The 18,042-nt window shown below is 45.2% G+C and carries 18 protein-coding genes; all 18 read right to left on the reverse strand.

Going from position 1 to position 18,042, the window contains the following annotated elements:
- Positions 1-3: 3 nt before the first annotated feature.
- The 18 genes from DXA18_RS03660 to accB all read right to left on the reverse strand — a co-directional run bounded on the left by DXA18_RS03660 (position 4) and on the right by accB (position 18,041).
- Positions 4-1,068: a pyridoxal phosphate-dependent aminotransferase gene (locus DXA18_RS03660; protein ID WP_118382725.1), complete on the reverse strand. Its 1,065-nt coding sequence runs from the start codon at positions 1,066-1,068 to the stop codon at positions 4-6.
- Positions 1,069-1,095: 27 nt separating this feature from the next.
- On the reverse strand, positions 1,096-2,058 hold the full coding sequence (gene cbiB / locus DXA18_RS03665; protein ID WP_118382726.1) for an adenosylcobinamide-phosphate synthase CbiB: 963 nt from the start codon (positions 2,056-2,058) through the stop codon (positions 1,096-1,098).
- Positions 2,055-2,675, reverse strand: coding sequence for a histidine phosphatase family protein (locus DXA18_RS03670; protein ID WP_118382727.1), 621 nt, complete (start codon positions 2,673-2,675; stop codon positions 2,055-2,057). The genes cbiB and DXA18_RS03670 overlap by 4 nt, the downstream gene beginning before the upstream one ends.
- Positions 2,676-2,678: 3 nt before the next feature.
- Positions 2,679-3,440: an adenosylcobinamide-GDP ribazoletransferase gene (locus DXA18_RS03675; RefSeq protein ID WP_118382728.1), complete on the reverse strand. Its 762-nt coding sequence runs from the start codon at positions 3,438-3,440 to the stop codon at positions 2,679-2,681.
- Between the two features lie 14 nt (positions 3,441-3,454).
- Positions 3,455-4,510, reverse strand: a complete 1,056-nt coding sequence (gene cobT, locus DXA18_RS16005) for a nicotinate-nucleotide--dimethylbenzimidazole phosphoribosyltransferase (protein WP_243007016.1) — start codon at positions 4,508-4,510, stop codon at positions 3,455-3,457.
- Positions 4,511-4,522: 12 nt separating this feature from the next.
- The gene (locus DXA18_RS16010; protein WP_243007017.1) at positions 4,523-5,923 is read right to left on the reverse strand and encodes a cobyrinate a,c-diamide synthase; all 1,401 of its coding nucleotides are present in this window, start codon (positions 5,921-5,923) and stop codon (positions 4,523-4,525) included.
- Complete coding sequence (cbiT, locus tag DXA18_RS03685) at positions 5,920-7,155, reverse strand: precorrin-6Y C5,15-methyltransferase (decarboxylating) subunit CbiT (RefSeq protein ID WP_118382729.1); 1,236 nt, start codon at positions 7,153-7,155, stop codon at positions 5,920-5,922. Before cbiT ends, DXA18_RS16010 begins: the two co-directional genes overlap by 4 nt.
- Positions 7,148-8,650: a precorrin-4 C(11)-methyltransferase gene (cobM, locus tag DXA18_RS03690; RefSeq protein WP_118382730.1), complete on the reverse strand. Its 1,503-nt coding sequence runs from the start codon at positions 8,648-8,650 to the stop codon at positions 7,148-7,150. Before cobM ends, cbiT begins: the two co-directional genes overlap by 8 nt.
- Positions 8,647-9,351: a precorrin-2 C(20)-methyltransferase gene (gene cobI, locus DXA18_RS03695; RefSeq protein ID WP_118382731.1), complete on the reverse strand. Its 705-nt coding sequence runs from the start codon at positions 9,349-9,351 to the stop codon at positions 8,647-8,649. The genes cobM and cobI overlap by 4 nt, the downstream gene beginning before the upstream one ends.
- Complete coding sequence (gene cbiD, locus DXA18_RS03700; protein ID WP_118382732.1) at positions 9,351-10,511, reverse strand: cobalt-precorrin-5B (C(1))-methyltransferase CbiD; 1,161 nt, start codon at positions 10,509-10,511, stop codon at positions 9,351-9,353. The genes cobI and cbiD overlap by 1 nt, the downstream gene beginning before the upstream one ends.
- A 2-nt stretch (positions 10,512-10,513) precedes the next feature.
- Positions 10,514-11,308 carry a precorrin-6A reductase gene (cobK, locus tag DXA18_RS03705; RefSeq protein ID WP_118382733.1) on the reverse strand — a complete coding sequence of 265 codons (795 nt, stop codon included), beginning with the start codon at positions 11,306-11,308 and terminating at the stop codon, positions 10,514-10,516.
- Positions 11,309-11,789: 481 nt separating this feature from the next.
- Complete coding sequence (locus DXA18_RS03710; protein WP_118382734.1) at positions 11,790-12,854, reverse strand: cobalt-precorrin 5A hydrolase; 1,065 nt, start codon at positions 12,852-12,854, stop codon at positions 11,790-11,792.
- Between the two features lie 101 nt (positions 12,855-12,955).
- A complete protein-coding gene (locus DXA18_RS03715) occupies positions 12,956-13,438 on the reverse strand; it encodes a hypothetical protein (protein ID WP_118382735.1) in 483 nt (160 codons plus the stop codon).
- 162 nt (positions 13,439-13,600) lie between these two features.
- Positions 13,601-14,038 carry a MarR family winged helix-turn-helix transcriptional regulator gene (locus DXA18_RS03720; RefSeq protein WP_118382736.1) on the reverse strand — a complete coding sequence of 146 codons (438 nt, stop codon included), beginning with the start codon at positions 14,036-14,038 and terminating at the stop codon, positions 13,601-13,603.
- 72 nt (positions 14,039-14,110) lie between these two features.
- Entirely contained in the window at positions 14,111-15,808 is a 1,698-nt protein-coding gene (locus DXA18_RS03725; protein ID WP_118382737.1) for an acetyl-CoA carboxylase carboxyltransferase subunit alpha, read from the reverse strand.
- Positions 15,805-17,154 carry an acetyl-CoA carboxylase biotin carboxylase subunit gene (locus DXA18_RS03730; protein WP_118382738.1) on the reverse strand — a complete coding sequence of 450 codons (1,350 nt, stop codon included), beginning with the start codon at positions 17,152-17,154 and terminating at the stop codon, positions 15,805-15,807. Before DXA18_RS03730 ends, DXA18_RS03725 begins: the two co-directional genes overlap by 4 nt.
- Complete coding sequence (gene fabZ / locus DXA18_RS03735; RefSeq protein WP_118382739.1) at positions 17,147-17,587, reverse strand: 3-hydroxyacyl-ACP dehydratase FabZ; 441 nt, start codon at positions 17,585-17,587, stop codon at positions 17,147-17,149. Before fabZ ends, DXA18_RS03730 begins: the two co-directional genes overlap by 8 nt.
- 16 nt (positions 17,588-17,603) lie before the next feature.
- Positions 17,604-18,041 carry an acetyl-CoA carboxylase biotin carboxyl carrier protein gene (accB, locus tag DXA18_RS03740; RefSeq protein WP_118382740.1) on the reverse strand — a complete coding sequence of 146 codons (438 nt, stop codon included), beginning with the start codon at positions 18,039-18,041 and terminating at the stop codon, positions 17,604-17,606.
- Position 18,042 lies beyond the last annotated feature (1 nt).

The following is an 18,042-nucleotide window of genomic DNA, read 5'->3' on the forward strand; positions in this document are numbered from 1 at the left end:
CTCCTATCTCAAATCCGTGTTATCTATCACATCACGTATCGCATCGATCAGCTGTCTGTTCTCTTCCTCTGTCTTTACTGCGATCCGATAATAACCTTTTGTAAGTCCCCGGTAATTACTGCAATTCCGGATCAGGATACCCTTTCTTTTCAATGGTTCCATCAGCTCCTGATCCAGATAGAATAACAGATAGTTGGCTGACGACGGATATACCTTACATCCCATGCTTTCCAGTTCTCCGGCAAGCCACATTCTCTGTTCTGTCACATAACTTCTTACCTGTCTGCACCAGTCCGTTTCATCCAGTGCTGCGATTCCTGCTTCCTGCGCCGGGATCGATACGCCCCACGGCTGTCTGACTTCTTCCATGCGTTCCAGGAGATCTGTATCCGAACATAGTCCATAACCAAGCCTGAGTCCCGGAATGCCATACATTTTTGTAAACGAACGAAGTAAAAAGAGTGATTGAAACTGCCCGATATATGGCAGCATCGTCTCCGCTTCCTGGTCAAACGCAAATTCCCAGAAGCTTTCATCCACAACCATACGCGCATAATACTTCTCACACAGTTCCAGCGATTGCAGCAGAATATCTTTTGAAATTAGTACACCGGACGGATTATCCGGCATACAGAAGAAAACTATTCCAAGCCCTTCTTTTAATTCCTTCTCCAGACACACCAAAAACTCTTCATCCAGCCTGAATTCCTGTTCCGGATTCCGTTCCCACACAATCACCTGACTGCCTGCACTGCGAAGCGACTGTTCATATTCCTGAAATGCCGGTGCAAGGATCATTCCCTTTTCCGGCTTTTCTGCCAGCACCAGAGAAAATAACACATCTGCTGCACCATTTCCCGCAATTATCCACTCAACCGGAATCTTCAGTGTCTCTGCCAGCTTCTGCCGCAACCTCCTACACTGACTGTCTGGATAAGCGGTCACCTTTTCCATCCCACGAATTGCCGCCTGACGAACTGCTTCATTGGCTCCGAACGGACAGATATTTGCTGAAAAATCCAGCCGGTATTCAGTTGTGTAGATGTCTCCTCCGTGTGTATATTTCATGTCATACCTCTATTGTCAAAATACTCTTTAGAAAAACAGCCGGATGCCACCGAAGAGCAGAAATGTCAGCACTTCTGTTCCAATCATTAATTTCTCCGACCGCAGGATATCCTTTGGCTCAATGTTCCGGATTGGATCCCCGATTGTATCTTTCTCATGTTTTTTCCCAAAATACCAGGCATCCCCTGCAAGCTGCACCTGCAACGCACCTGCACATACAGCTTCCGTCTGCGCTGCATTCGGACTTGCGTGTTTTCTTCGATCCCTCTTCCAGATCCACAATGCATTCTTTCCATCCATCCCAAGCAGACAGGATGCCAGAATCATAAGAAGTGCTGAAATTCTTGCCGGAATAAATCCCGCCACATCATCCATTTTCGCCGCCACTCTGCCAAAATACAAATATTTTTCATTCTTATATCCTAACATAGAATCCATGGTATTGACTGCCTTATATACAAATCCAAGTATCGGACCGCCGATCAGCATATAGATTAATGGTGCGATCACCCCATCATTGGTATTCTCAGCCACCGTTTCCACCGCCGCCTTCGTCACGCCTTCCACTGTCAGCTGCTCCGTATCTCTGCCGACGATCATCGATACTGCCAACCTTGCTCCTGATAAATCATCCTGCATTAATTTCTTATATACTTTTTTACTTTCTTTTCCGAGTGATCTTGCTGCCAGTAGCTGATAGCACCAGAAGCACTCCAGCACAAATGCTGCACATGGGCTGATCTTCTCTGCCAGATATAAAATCCCCATCGGCACTGCTGCTGATGCCAGGATCACAAGTATCCACAATATTCCTCCTGCGATCAACAGTTTCTTCTCATTCCCCTCCTGATCTCCGGCAAACTTCCGAAGTATCTTTTCCAGAAATGATATCCATTTGCCAATAATCCGCACCGGATGATACAGCCATACCGGATCTCCAAATATCCAGTCCAGTATCATGCCGATCAGGCAGACACATAATATCTTCATCGTAATTTTTCTCCATCTGTTATATCTGTCTCATGTAGGATCCGGACATTATAAAAACGATGTACGCCCTTTTTCCACTCTTCCGGATCAATATCAGTTATATATCCATTGCCGTTAAATACCTGCCAGTGGTAAAACGGTCTTTTCTCAGGATCAAATGCAGACAACACTGCCATAATTGTCCCACCGTGCACTACCACACCTGCACGTTTACAGTCTTCCGCGATCAGTCTGCTGATCATATTCTCTGCTCCCTGTACACAGCGCTTCTGAAAATCTGTCCGGTCTTCTCCACCAGGAAATGCACCTGCGCCACCGGAATCAAGCCAAGCCTGATATACTGGCTCGTTCTTCAGTTCTTCATATGTCTTTCGCTCATATTCGCCAAAATCCAATTCTCGCATCAGCGGTTCTATCTCAAAAGGCATACTCGGCCAGATCCTTTCTGCTGTCTGCCTGCATCGGAGCATCGGGCTGACGGTCAGTGCATCAATCTGCGGATAGTCTTTCAGATCCTGCGGAATCATTTCCTCATCCAGTGGTTCATCCGTACTTCCTATATATTGTTTCTTACGGTTGCCTGGCGTCATAAAATGCCGTACCCATATAATCTCCATCTGTTACCTCCCAATGCAGGTCACTAAAATTCCGGTAAACATTGCAAGCTCTGCCGTCTCCAGAAAAAATCCTGCAAGATCTCCTGTCACACCGCCAAACTGCTTCCGGCTCACCATTGCATAATATAGAAATGCGATCATTGCGCCAGTGACAGCTCCTGTCATTGCCCGTGCGTCCATCACTGCCATCATGATCACTGCTGCCGCCACATACAGACACATCGTAATCCTGACAACTTTTTTCTGCGCTCTGTCCTGAAACGTCTTCAACAGCCCACTATTTCTCGCCGCCGGAAATGTAACTACGCTGAACCCACTGAGCGCTCTGGAAAGGACAAAACTCACACCGCACACTCCCAGCACTTCTGCCGGAAGTTCACTCCATACTGCCACACTCCACATCAGATAACAGCCCATGCCCAATATAGCAAATGCACCCGCATGAGAATCCTTCAGAATCTCCAGCTTCTTTTTCCGGTCTCCCCAGGATCCGAGCGCATCCATGGTATCCATGAAACCATCCATATGAATGCCTCCGGTGATTATAATCGGAATCAAGGTAAATACCACACCGCGGAACAGACCACCCACAGTCGCCTTATCCAGCAGCCATCCTGCCAGATACATAACTGCTCCGATGACAACTCCAATCATGGGAAAAAAGCACATGGCATATCGCATATTTTCTTTTTCCCAGTCCACTCTCGGAACCGGTATTCTAGAATACATCGATAATGCGATAAAAAATGAATTTATAATACTCATATATTTCTCCTGAATTACAATACCTTATACTGCTCTACCTTTATATCCTCAAATGTCCCCATATCTCCGTAGACTTTCAATCCCATCTCCAACAGGGGAATCACAGCAACTGCACCGCTTCCTTCTCCAAGACACATATCACAGGTGATGAGCGGTGACAGTCCGAGTTCATCTAGTACATAATGAGCTGCCGGCTCTTTGGATACATGCGATGGAATCAGATAATCCGCCACAGCTGGAATCAAACGGACTGCACAAAGAGCTGCCACACCGGATATAAATCCATCCAGCACGACCGGTATATGATAAAGTGCTCCACCAATACAAAGTCCGCAGAGTCCTGCGATATCATATCCGCCAACCGATGCCATCACCGTAAGCACATCCGATTGCCGGAGATTATATCGTCCGATTGCATCCTCGATTACATGAATCTTACGCTTAAGACCATCATCATCCAGGCCAGCTCCCTTCCCGGTCATCACTGCCGGATCACGGTTCAGAAGTACTGATGCCACTGCACTGCTAGTCGTTGTATTGCCAATCCCCATCTCGCCTGTCAGCAGAATATCATATCCCTCCTGCTTCTTCTCTCCGGCGATACGAATGCCGGTCTCGATTGCCTGCCAGAGCTGTTCTCGTGTCATAGCAGGCTCTTTTACAAAGTTCTTCGTTCCATATGCAGTCTTTTCATTTTTTCTGGTTACATTCTTTACATCCGTGATCATACCGATATCTACCGGATAAATGTCCACGCCAGCCACCTCTGCCATCAGACAGGCACTGGTCTCATGACGGCTGAAATTCTCTGCCACAATTGCCGTAACCTCCTGCCCGGTCTGTGTCACGCCTTCTGCCACCACACCATTATCGGCGCACATGACAACCAATGCTTTCTTCTTAATTTCATAGCATGCAATCCGTTTTATCCCGGCAATCCGGGTAATCTGCTGTTCCAGCTTACCCAGGCTGAACAGTGGTTTCCCAACCTTCATCCATCGTTCCTTCGACAGTCTGATCACATTCTGATCAGCCGGCTGTATCTCTTCTTGTAATTCTTCTAATGTCATAGTTAACTTCCTTTATCGTCTGGTTCCTTTTTCGGAATATTCTGCGCAGGCTTTCACATATCGTTCCACCAGTTCTGGGTGCGAACGGTAATAGAGGTGTGGATAGCCTGCCATCAGATTCCCTTTCATGTGTATACACTGCCATCTTCTCTTCCCATCCGGCTTCACTGCCAGACAGCTATCTCCATTATCTGTACTGTCCCAGTGATGAAATTCATGCACCCGTATCTGTTCACCTTTCTTTAAAAATGCGCCATCCTGTTCTGCCTCAATAGTTGCATATCCGAAACGCACAAGCCTCCCCTGATTACTGCTCTCTGACGGAATAACTCCTGCCATACGATAACTGTATCCTTCCGCATCCGTCAGTCCATCCTGCAAATACTGAAACCCACCACATTCTGCAAGACATGGCATGCCGTCTGCGATCTTCTCCCGTATTTCCCTGCGCAAGCCTTCATTTTCCTCCAGTCTGCCACCGTATAGTTCAGGATAACCGCCCCCGAGAATCAATCCACAACAGCCTTCCGGCAGTGTCATATCCTTCAAAGGACTGAACGGCACCAGTTCACATCCTGCCTGTTCCAGTAATTTCATATTCTCTTTATAGTAAAAGCAAAATGCTTCGTCTCTGGCAACAGCCACGCGCACCTTCTGCTTTCCATTCACTTCTTTTTTTATCAGATTCTCTTCTTCCAGGCACTCTGCCTGTTCTGCAATTTTCAGAATCTCTGGCAAATCGACTGTCTCTGCGATTGTCATTCCCGCTTCCTGAAGCTGACTTTTTAATCCAGTCAGCTCCTGCGGTGTTACAAGTCCCAGATGTCTGCTCTCCAATCGAAAGCATTCTTTCTCTGGAAGATACCCAAGGATCTTCACCTCCGGATGTCCCATATCCACAAGTCCATGATCCAGCATCTCTTTCATCCGCGGATAAAGCATCGGCGAAATACGGTTCAGGATAATGCCTCTGATATGGCTGTCCTTCTGATATTCCAGAAATCCTTTCAACAGTGCCAGTACAGAAGATGCCATCCCACGGCATGGAACAACCAATATGACCGGAAGCTCCAGTACCCCGGCAATATCCCATGCACTGCCATTCATACTTCCAAATGAAATACCATCATAATACCCCATAACGCCTTCCGTCACAACCAGATCAGCACCATTTCCATGATTCTGGTAGATCTCCCGCAGCTCTTCTTTACTGCTGAAAAACAGATCCAGATTTTCAGATTCTATCCCAAGCACTGTCCGATGAAACATCGGATCGATATAATCCGGTCCGCATTTGCATGCCCGGATATTTTTCCCCATCTGCCTGAATGCAGCCATCAGTCCACAGGCAGCAATTGTCTTGCCGCTGCCACTGGATGGAGCTGCCAGCAGGATTCCCGGTCGCTTTGTCATTGTTTTCTCTCCGTAATAATATACACCGGATTCTGTCCGGTCATCATATGATATCTTCCCAATACTCTGGACGCAGCCACGTTCATCTGAACAATCTCCGGATCTGTCAGCAATCCTGATCTGACTGCACACATCACTTCTTCTACTGTTTCTAAAGATATCGCATTGATCACTAAGGTTACTTCCGGATTCTTCTCCTTCAACATACGGATAATGTCATGGAGATGTCCTGTGCTTCCACCAATAAATGCATGTGTAGGTGCCGGAAGTCCTTCCATTGCCTCCGGCGCACTTCCATGGATTACCTGAACCTGTGCCGCCCGAAACTTTCGTCTGTTTGCCCGGATTAGATCACACGCATCTTCTCGCTGTTCAATCGCATACACCTGCACCTGCTCCCCATGAAGTGCCGCCTCAATTGATACAGAACCTGTGCCGGCGCCAATATCATAAAAAACTGCCTCTCTGGTAAGTCCAAGCTTGGCCATACTGACTGCCCGGACTTCTGCCTTTGTCATCGGCACCACATGTCCTTCCTGACTGCGGATAAATGCATCATCCGGCAAGTGAGCCGATACGGATTCCGCAGGATGCGGATTCTCAATCAACATGGTAGAAAGCTCTCCCAGATCTTCCGGCGTCAGTTCTCCGGCAGATATCGTTCGTATCGTTTCATCCCCATATGACAGACGGACACCTATATGACAGATCAGATCTTCTATACCATATTCCCGGATCTGTTCACAAAACTCCGTTCCGCTTTTCCTGTCCAGCAGAAGAAATGTCTTCGTATGATGATCGATGGCATAGATAATATTCTGATTCCTGCCATGGATACTGCGAAGAGCTGCATCTTCCCAGGATACACCAAGCTTCGCTGCCAGATAGACAACTGATGCGATCCCTGGTACGATATCGACCGGAATCTCAGCCTCCTTACATGCCTGCGTCAATGCCTTCGCACCACTGTAGAATCCCACATCACCAGACAAGACAATCGCCCATCTGCTATATTCCGGGTGTCCTTTTATAATCTTTATAATTTCCACAGATCGATACTCTGCAAACTTCGGTTTCTCTTTCGGGCATACTTCCAGAAGACGCACCGCTCCGATACAGGCATCTGCCTGCTCGATCTGGGTTCTTGCGTCCAGAGTCAGCATATTTTCATTTCCCATCCCGGCGCCGATAAGTACTGCACTACATCCGCTTTCGCATATTTTATCACACATTGCGATATCCTCTTGGTGTTACCATTTTCCCATTTAATTCTATTGTTTCCTGGTTTCCAATATATACAGTCGTGAACATGTCAACTTTTTTATTTCTAAGTTCTGCCAAACTCATAATCTCAGCAGACTCTCCGTCACGTCCGATATTGCGTACAATTCCACACACAGTCTCCGGTACTTTATACTGCATCATCAGATCACATGCTTTCTGCAGATAATCCGCACGCTTTCTGCTAGACGGATTATAGAGACAGATTACAAGATCCGCCTTCGATGCCATAAGCAGACGCTTCTCAATCTTCTCCCAAGGAGTCAGCAGATCACTCAGACTGATCACAGCAAAGTCATGCATCAATGGCGCACCAAGTACTGCACCACCGGACAATGCCGCTGTCACGCCAGGAACCACCTCTATCTCGACATTCGGGTATTCCTGACCGATCTGATACATCAGACCAGCCATGCCATATACCCCGGCATCCCCACTGCATACCATTGCCACGTCTTTTCCTTTTGCAGCCTCTTCAAATGCAAGCTGACATCTCTGTGTCTCCTGACGCATCGGCGTTGTCAGATATTCTTTGCCCGGATACTCTTTTTTTAACAAGTCTGCATAGACTGTATAGCCCGCAATCACCTGACACCGCTCGATCACCTCTGCTGCCTCATAGGTCATGCTGTTCCGATTCCCCGGTCCCATACCGATCACATAGATCCGCTTATGTCCTGATACCTCTTTTTTCGCATGTGCACTCCGATATCCTGTAGAAAACTCCGGATGATACAGATCACTTCTCCGATATTCACAATCCAATACATTCCCCACCACGATCAATGCCGTTCTGGTAATCTGATTCTTATCCGCAGTCTGCTTCAGCGTCCCGACCGTACAGCGGAACACTTTCTCTTCCGGCCAGGTCGCTTTATATACGATCGCTGCCGGGGTGTCTTCCGTATATCCTCCGGCAAGTAATTCTTCCGTAAGCTTTCCGATCAATCCGGTACTTAAAAACAGCACCATGGTTGCTCCATGTTCTGCAAAGCTTCTCACAGATTCCTTCTCCGGAACCGGTGTACGTCCCGCCATTCTGGTGATAACCACCGACTGGGATACGTCTGGCAGGGTATATTCTGCCTGTAATGCTGCTGCCGCTCCGCTAAAGGAACTGACTCCCGGACACACCTGATACGTAATCTGTTTTTCATCCAACAGATCCATCTGTTCGCGAATCGCTCCATATAAAGAAGGATCTCCTGTATGCAGACGTACGACTTTTTTACCATCTTCCTCAGCCTGTACCATTGCATCAATCACCTGCTCCAATGTCATAAATGCACTGTTGCGGATTTCACAGCTTTCTTTGCAGCACTTTAATAATTCTGGATTCACCAGCGATCCTGCATAGATCACCAGGTCTGCTTCCATTAATAATCTCTGTCCCCGGACGGTAATCAGATCTTCTGCTCCAGGTCCTGCCCCTACAAACCAAATCATCGTTTTTCTCCTTCTTTTGCAATAATCAATGAATAATATCCCGCCTGTTCCGGGATCTCTTCCAGCGAATGATATATCTGTTCCTCTTTCATTCCACAGTTTGTAACCATCTGTATCTGACCGTCATACTTCTTCAATTCTTCTTTCACCTGACCAATCTTACTTCCCGACTTCATCAGAATCTTTGTACCTGAAAGTTCCATTCCTTCGCTGATATCATAAGAACCCGGCAAGATATGAATTGAATCACCCATTTCTCCAAGCCCCGTCTTAAGCACTGCCGCCGCTGCGCAAAATGACGGTACTCCCGGTATCACACGCGTCTCATAACCAGATGCTTCCACCAGTTTCTGTATGTACAGGAACGTTGAATAAATACTTACATCTCCCAATGTAAGAAATGCAACATTCTCTCCTTTGTCTAATTTCCTGCACACCTGCTCTGCACCTTCTGCATGCACCTGCTGTAATGCTTTCTTATCTTTTGTCATCGGCATAGAAAGAAATATAATTCTTTTCTTGTTAATCTCTGGATATATTTCCCACACAATCTGATATGCTGTAATCTGTGTTTTATCTTCTGTACCAGACACTGGAAGTGCAATTGCATCACACTCCTTTATCACCTTTAAAGCTTTTATGGTCAGCAGTTCCGGATCCCCCGGTCCGACTCCTACGCCGTATAATATACCTTTATCCATTATACATTCTTCTTTCTGCTCTGAATCTTCTGCGCAAGTCTGTCTGCATCAGAAGTCTTGCCAAGAATTCCCATTTCTTTGGAAAACATGACTGCACCAATCTCCAGTCCGTCTCCTGCCCGGTGCTTCAGATGTTCCTCTATCTTAATCATCACTGTAGACATGACTTCTTTTAGTATACCTTCTTTTTCCAACAATTCCAATGCCGCCGTGGTGGTAATACATTCCATCAACTGACGGATCAGTTCTCTGGAGCCTCCTGCCATTGCAGCATGCGCTGCAAGAATCTCCATACGCCCATCTGCCTGTCTGGAATGTGTATTCATGATCCCGGCAGCCAACTTGATGAATTTGCCAATATGGCCTACCAGCAGAATTCCTTTCATCTGAAGCCGTACCGCATCATCAATCACTTCTCCTACATAATTACTGCATTTTACTGCAGCATCTTCCTGATACCCCAACGTATCATGCAGAAAATCTGATCCATAATTGCCCGGCACTACATAACAATAATCCATGCCATTCTCTCTGCGCACCTTCATTTCTACAAAAATCGTATCCGTCAGAGCTTTCTCGCTCATAGGTTCCACGATTCCGGTTGTCCCCAGAATTGAAATACCACCCTCAATACCAAGCTTCGGATTAAATGTCTTCTTCGCAATCTCCGCGCCGTCCGGCACCCATATCATCACCCGGACTCCACGGTCAATCCCGGCTTTCTGAAGTTCTTCTTCTACTGCCTCACGGATCATCCTGCGTGGCACCAGATTAATCGCAGGATCTCCAATACTCTGCTCCAGCCCTTTCTGCGTCACACGACCGATACCTTCACCGGCTTCTAATATCACTTTACTTTTTACTACATCGTCTTGTGCAAATGTCACCCTGGCATACACCAGTATACCGTTCGTCACATCCGGATCATCTCCGCTGTCTTTACGGATAGCGCAACTGACATAATTATTTTCTTTCACAATATCTTCCACTTCCAGATATAGGCGGATACCAGCAGGCGTCACTAACGATACTTCTCCAACCACTTCTCCAGACACCAGCATATGAGTAGCTGCCTTTGCTGCTGCTGCAGCACAACTCCCCGTTGTGTATCCGGTTCGAAGTTTTGTCTGATTCTTCCAGACTATTGATGTATTAGCCATCTCTATCCCTCCTGCTCATCCGCAAGCTGTCCTGCAATCTTCTGACACACCTCTTCCACACCGAAGCCTTCTTCTTCCGGCCTTCCCACAACAACAAGTACAGTCCCTGTCTCCATAGCCGCTTCATATTTTTCTTCAAATCCTCCGGTCTTGCCAGATTCTTTTGTTACAAAATAATCTGCTTCTGTCTGCCTGAGCATTGCGACATTCAATTCTTTGGAAAACGGTCCCTGCATAGCAATCAGATGCTTTCCGTCAAATCCAAGTTCCATACTCTTCTTCACCGATTCCCAGACTGATAATACTCTCACATAACAACGCTCTTTATAATCATCCAGTTCCGTATATAATCCCAGTTCTTTGCTTCCAGTAGAAATAAATATATTTCCTTTGGTGTTATTAAGATACTCTGTCGCTTGTTTTACAGAGTCCACCCAGACCACAGTGCAGCCTGTATCACCGATTGGGTCTATCTCCTCTGCCAAATGTTCCTCTTCCCTCAGACAACGAAGATACCGTACCTCCGCCCGCTCACACGCTCGCTTAATGTTACCGGTTACAAGAACAGCAAATGGATGCGTTGCATCTATCACCAGATCAATCTTTTTCTCACTCAGAAATGCTGTGATCTCATCCTCATCCATCCGTCCGGTAAGCAGATGAAGATGCTGATACTCCTCCAACAATCTGCCGCCATATTCAGTTGCCACGCTGACATAGCTGTCCGCTACGGTATCATTCAGGTACTCCGCAATTCTTCTTCCTTCCGTTGTACCCGCAAATACTAAAATCTTCATGTACACTCCACCCTGTTATATCATCTGTATGTCTATGTATATTCTGTCACGATTTTATCATTTCCATTAAAAATGCGCAACTCTCACAAAAAGCATATTGACATATGTATTTCAAAAGTATATCATTTATGTAATTTATATTTTCATTAACTATTTCCTAAGGCTTATATCTTTACATTTATTTTTCCTTTTGCTATGATGTAATTACAAATAGTTATAGATTCGTATTGTATACATTATAAGAAAGGTGGTATGGAAAGTGAGTGATAATTTGACTAATCAGGAACTTTGTATTCTTCTGGAATCCATTCGCGCCCTGTTACAAACTGGCAACAGTGAACGCGCAGAAGAAATCATAACTAACGCGATCCAGCGCATAGACAAAACTCAGACTGTAAACGTCCTGTAATTTTCATTTGATTTTTCAACAAGTTCAACAATCACTGTACTTATCAACTGAGATATAAGCCTCATGAACAAGTTAATACCGCATTCCAAGAGAAACTGTCATCCTATCTAAGCGCAGTTTCTCCTGGATAATCTTTCCATCTTTTTCATCCTTCAGATAGTACTTTACTGCCCGTTCGCATACATTATCCACTCCGGTAACCTGCTGCACAAATTCTGAGCTGCTGCTTGCCTCTCCGGTACTCTTAAGCTGCTCTGAAGTGTACGTGATAAACGGAACCTTCCACTTCTCAGAAAGTTCATTCAACCCTCTTTCTTCTGCTTTCAGGTCAATGCTTACAATGGCTTCCAGCTGCCTCTGATCAATTCCATGCCGTGCAATCGTCTCAGATATGCCCTGTTCCAGGATCTGCATGGCAGTTCCTTTTCTGCATCCCACACCTGCTACAACATTACCGATCTGTAATACCAGAATTCTCTTTGAACTATCCTTAGTATCTGTGGATATACATACTCCATACTCATATTCATTCAGCATGTCTTTACTATCACACCATTTTAATTCAGTATACTGCTCCGTTTCTTTTATGGCTTTCTGCTTTAGAAGAGGATAACCATCTTCAACATAAATTCCTACAGATTCGCCTTCCAATACGGCAACAGAAATCAGCCTCGCTTTCTCCCTGTCTGCAATCTTCAGATAGTGGTCTCTCGCAAAGGCATCTACGGCGAACTTCCGCTGTACATCAGTAGCTGTCGTGATCACCGGAATGGCTCCCGTAATGTCTGCAATCTGCTCTGCCAGAGGAATGGCTCCGCCCATATGTCCGGACAATAATGGAATAATATGCTGTGCTTTCTCATCCATCACAAGTACCGCAGAATCTGTATATTTATCCTTCACACTCGGCGCAATCATTCGAACCGCAATACCGGCTGCTCCGATGAACAAGAAATCATCCACACCCCAATACTCCTGAATCCATTCCGGTATATTCTCCGGCAGATAAGTCAATTCTTCCTTTCTATCCAATATGCGTTTTGGCGCATAACCTGCACAAGAGTCATTATTTAGTTTCTTACATAACTTTTCATTTAATTCTATTCCTGTTTTTGTAAAACTTAAGATCCGAAGCATCAGCAATCATCTCCATAGATAAATATTTTCCAACACAGTATAACATAAAATCGAGCAGGCTGACACCTGCTCGATCCTAAACAAACTTCAATATTTCATGCTTACTTGAAACATTTTTTAATTGTCGAAAATGCTCCTAAAGCTGTAAACAGATACAACATCGCAAGATCTTTATAATATGCTGATGCGACATCTCCAACTCTGATAATTTCTGGTGTTGCCTGAAATGCAGTGAAAAAATCCACGTCATATACATCTGCAACCGCAATTGCATAAGTAATCCAATTGCTGACATATATCATGACAATCATAATGATAAGAGTAATAATAATTCCCTTTTTACTCACTGTTTTTCCAAGCATCTGATAGCCGCGCAAGGCACATACTCCCATAACCACACCGCACAGTGCCGAAACGTAACCAAGCTGTCCTGTGATCACAATACAAATAACTCCGATCAATGTTCCTGCCAGGGCACCCACTGCACCCAGAAAGACATTTTCCTTTACTGGAGCCTGGACAGTTGCATTCCCCCCTCCATAGCTATACTCCATGCTGCTTTGATAGTCTTTATTCTCTTCCATATTGCTTCTCCTTTAGATTTGAAAATCAATAAAATTTACTCTCATTATTATCTTATCATACTGCACTATATCTGACAATCCTCGATGCATTGATTGTAAATCATAAAGATATAGTAAAGCCCTCATGCTATGCCACTTTTGCAAAACATGAGGGCCTATTTATCATCTGTAACTTCTGAAAAACTCTGCCAGACTGTTCAATGTCTTCACCAACACAGGTACTTCTTCCTGATCCAGTGCCTCTACCACTGCGTCTGTCATCTTTTTATGAAATTCTTCGTGATGATGGTATGCTTTTATCCCCTTTTCCGTCAGACGGATATACACCACTCTCCGATCTTCCTCACTCCGAATACGCTCTGTATACTTCTTCTTCACAAGGCTATTCATAGAAGTTGTCAGCGAACCAACGGTAATATTGAGCTTTTTTGCAATTGTAGACATATTATTACCTTCACCCAACCCAATTGCTTCGATAATGTGCATATCATTATTAGTGATATCTTTGTACTCTTCTGTAATAATCGCCTTCTCTTCCAGTTCCCATATTTCATTAAACAGATGAACCAGAATATCGTTAATTGCCTTGTATGTATCCAAATCCGTACTCCTCTTCCTTTTTTTCTATGACTATTTTAGCACGAAATATGTAAATATGCCAGTGCAAAAATCCTACATTCTGCGAAAACGTTCATACCGCTCTTCCACTAATTTAATGCCTGTTTTCTTCTGTTTTTCTTCCAGAAATCTATATATTTTTTGTTCCATCACATTCGTCACCTCGGAAAATGTATTTATATTTAACATTTCCGGTTCCTCTATGATCTGTTCAACCACACCCAGATTCATTAAATCTGCCGCTGTAAGTTTCATCACTCCCGCCGCTTCTTCAGCACGTTTACTATCCTTCCAGAGAATCGACGCAAATCCTTCCGGAGACAGGATGGAATATATAGAATTCTCTAACATCCACACTTCATCTGCTACAGCTAATGCCAGTGCGCCACCGCTTCCTCCTTCACCAATAACAATTGACAGGATTGGTACTTTGAGCGCAGACATCTCATACAAATTGCGTGCAATAGCTTCCCCCTGTCCTCTCTCTTCCGCTTCCAAACCACAAAATGCTCCCGGTGTATCCACAAAACAGATTACTGGCCGTTGAAACTTTTCTGCCTGTTTCATCAGGCGAAGTGCCTTGCGATATCCTTCCGGTGATGGCATTCCAAAATTATGTTCAATGTTTTCTTTCGTTGTACGACCCTTTTCCTGTGCGATCACAGTTACCGGAATTCCATGGAATCTGGCAACACCTCCAATGATGGCTCTGTCATCTCCATAGCAACGGTCACCCCGTTGTTCTGTAAAATCCGTAAAAAGTGCATGAATATAATCACTTCCGGAAGGGCGGTCTTTTGCCCTGGAAATCTGCACACGTTCCCAAGCTGTTTTCTCTCTGTCCACATTCTTCTGGTGTACTGTGTCTAAGTTACTATCTATGACTACTTTTTCACATTTCCTATTAACATGTAATCTTAATACGTTATATAGATATTTTTTTATATCTTTTCTTTCTACAACCGCATCTACAAATCCATGCGTCTGCAGAAATTCTGACCTTTGAAATCCCTCCGGTAATTTCTGATGGATTGTCTGTTCAATCACCCTCGGACCTGCAAATCCAACCAATGCTCCCGGCTCTGCAAGCGTAATATCACCTTCCATAGCAAAGCTTGCTGTCACACCTCCTGTAGTTGGATTGGTCAGAACTGCAACATATAATAGTCCTGCATCACTGTGCTTTTTAATTGCTGCTGACGTCTTTGCCATCTGCATAAGCGAAAGAATCCCCTCTTGCATTCTGGCACCACCGGAACATGTAAAGAGAATCACCGGAAGCTGTTCTTCTTCTGCCCGTTCAAACGCACGGGTAATTTTTTCACCTACAGCCTGTCCCATACTGGCCATCATAAAACGTCCATCACAGACACCGAGTACTGTTTCTATTCCACCAATCTGTGCTTTACCTGTAATTACCGCCTCTTTCAATCCAGTTTTTTCCTGCAGCATCTTCTGCTTTTCTGTATATCCGGCATAATGCAGAGGATTATTTCCCACAAGATCTTCACCCCATTCTTCGAAACTCCCCTCATCAGCAATCATCTCGACACGCTGATACGCCGGTATCCGGAAATAATTACCGCACTTTGGACAGATACAGTCATTATTCTGTACTTCATCCGTAAAAATAGCCTCCTTGCAGACGTTACACTTACGAAGCAGTCCGTCCGGGACTTCCGGTTGCCTGTCATACCCACGCAGCGCCGTATCATTTCTTCTGGTCTTCTTAAACATATTTTTCAGTTTCATGATTCTTCCTCACTGAGCCTGTCTATAAATTCAATATCGGTATCGCCTGACGCAAACCTGGGATGTCCAATCAGTTCATACTGATAATCTACATTGGTATCAATCCCCTCAATGATAATCTCACCTAGTGCACTCTGCATTTTCGCCACGGCCTCCTGACGATTCCGGGCATGTACAATAATCTTAGCGATCATGGAATCATAATACGGAGGCACTTCGTATCCGCTGTAGATGGCAGAATCAATGCGGACTCCTTTTCCACCAGGCAGATAGATATCATGTATTTTTCCTGGTGATGGCCGAAAGTTTTTCTTTGGATTCTCTGCATTGATCCGACATTCAATTGCATGTCCGCTCAGATGAATTTCTTCCTGTGTATAACCAAGCTGCTCACCTGACGCAATCCGAATCTGCTCTTTCACAAGGTCAATACCCGTTACCCACTCTGTTACCGGATGTTCTACCTGAATTCTCGTATTCATTTCCATAAAATAAAATTTTCCATCCGGCTCCAGCAGAAATTCAATGGTTCCTGCATTTTCATACCCGGAAACTCTGGCTGCTGTCACCGCAGCCTTTCCCATCTGCTCACGAAGGGCTTCTGAGAGAGCCGGCGACGGGGATTCCTCCACCAGCTTTTGATGGTTTCTCTGAAGCGAACAGTCCCGTTCTCCAAGATGTATGACATGACCGTATTTATCCGCCAGTATCTGGAATTCGATATGTCTAGGCCGCTGTACAAAATGTTCCAGGTACATCGTTCCATCTCCAAATGCAGCTACTGCTTCTTTCTGCGCTGTACAAAATGCATGTCGAAGCTCTGTTTCATCTGCCGCCACACGCATACCTTTTCCACCGCCGCCAAGAGCCGCCTTCACGATCACCGGATATCCTACCTCTGCAGCAACAGGAACCGCTTCTTCCGGTTCATATAGTGCTTCTTTACTTCCTGGAATAACCGGAACACCTGCCTGGATCATCGTATTTCTTGCCTGTGATTTATTGCCCAGCCTCTCGATTGTATCTGCGTCAGGACCGATAAATGTGATCTGACACTGCTCACATAACCTGGCAAACTGACTGTTCTCTGACAGAAATCCAAAACCGGGATGCACTGCATCTGCCCCGGAAATGATTGTTGCGCTGATAATCCGCTCCATATTCAGATAACTCTCTGCGGATGATGCCGGACCGATACAGACTGCCTCATCCGCAAGCTGTGTATGTAACGCTTCCCGATCTGCTTCTGAATACACCGCTACGGTTTCAATTCCCATCTCTCTGCATGCGCGAATAATCCGTACCGCAATTTCGCCGCGATTGGCAATCAATACCTTCTTAATCATTATTCTGGCCAACCACAAAAGTAAGTTCTGCACTGACAACAACTTTGCCGTCTACACTTGCCACCGCTTCACCGACTCCCAATGGTCCTTTCTGTCTGATAATCCTGGTCTCCAGACGCACTTTATCCCCCGGTACGACTTTTCCTTTAAAGCGACATTTCTGAATCCCGCCAAAATAGGCAATTTTTCCTTTATTTTCCTCTTTTGAAAGAATAGCTACTGCTCCGGTCTGCGCTAATGCCTCCACGGTCAGCACGCCCGGCATTACCGGTTCCTGTGGAAAATGTCCCTGAAAGAATTCTTCTCTGAAGGATACACATTTATATCCAACCGCATATTCTCCCGGCTCATAATCTTCAATATAATCCACCAACAGAAATGGATGTCTGTGTGGAATAATTTTTTCAATTTCCTTGATTCCCAGATGTCTCATCTCAGTCCTCCTGTATCTATATAATCCGAAATAATGGCTGACCATACTCTACGCTCTGTCCATTTTCAACATAGATCTCTGCAATTTCACCTTCGTACTCACTTTCGATGTCATTCATCAATTTCATAGCTTCTACAATAGCAAGTACCTGTCCCTGTTTTATCTTATCCCCGGTTTTCACAAACGGATCTGCATCTTCTGCCGGTGCTGCATAAAAGGTTCCTACCAGTGGTGATTTCACAATCTGTCCGGTTGACTCTTTCTCTTCTTTCTGTATTTCAGCCGACGGTTTCAACACCTGTGACATTTCCTCATTTTCTGCCACCTGCGTCATAATGACCGGCTCTTTTCCTTTTTCCAAAGACAACTTCGAACCGTTTTCTTCATATTCAAATTTGTCCAGGCTGGATCCGGATACTGCATCGATCAGCTGTAGTATCTGTTTCAGTTCCATT

Origin of the sequence: Dorea sp. AM58-8 (assembly GCF_003464045.1) — a bacterium.
In the GTDB taxonomy this organism is placed as follows: domain Bacteria; phylum Bacillota; class Clostridia; order Lachnospirales; family Lachnospiraceae; genus Claveliimonas; species Claveliimonas ammoniilytica.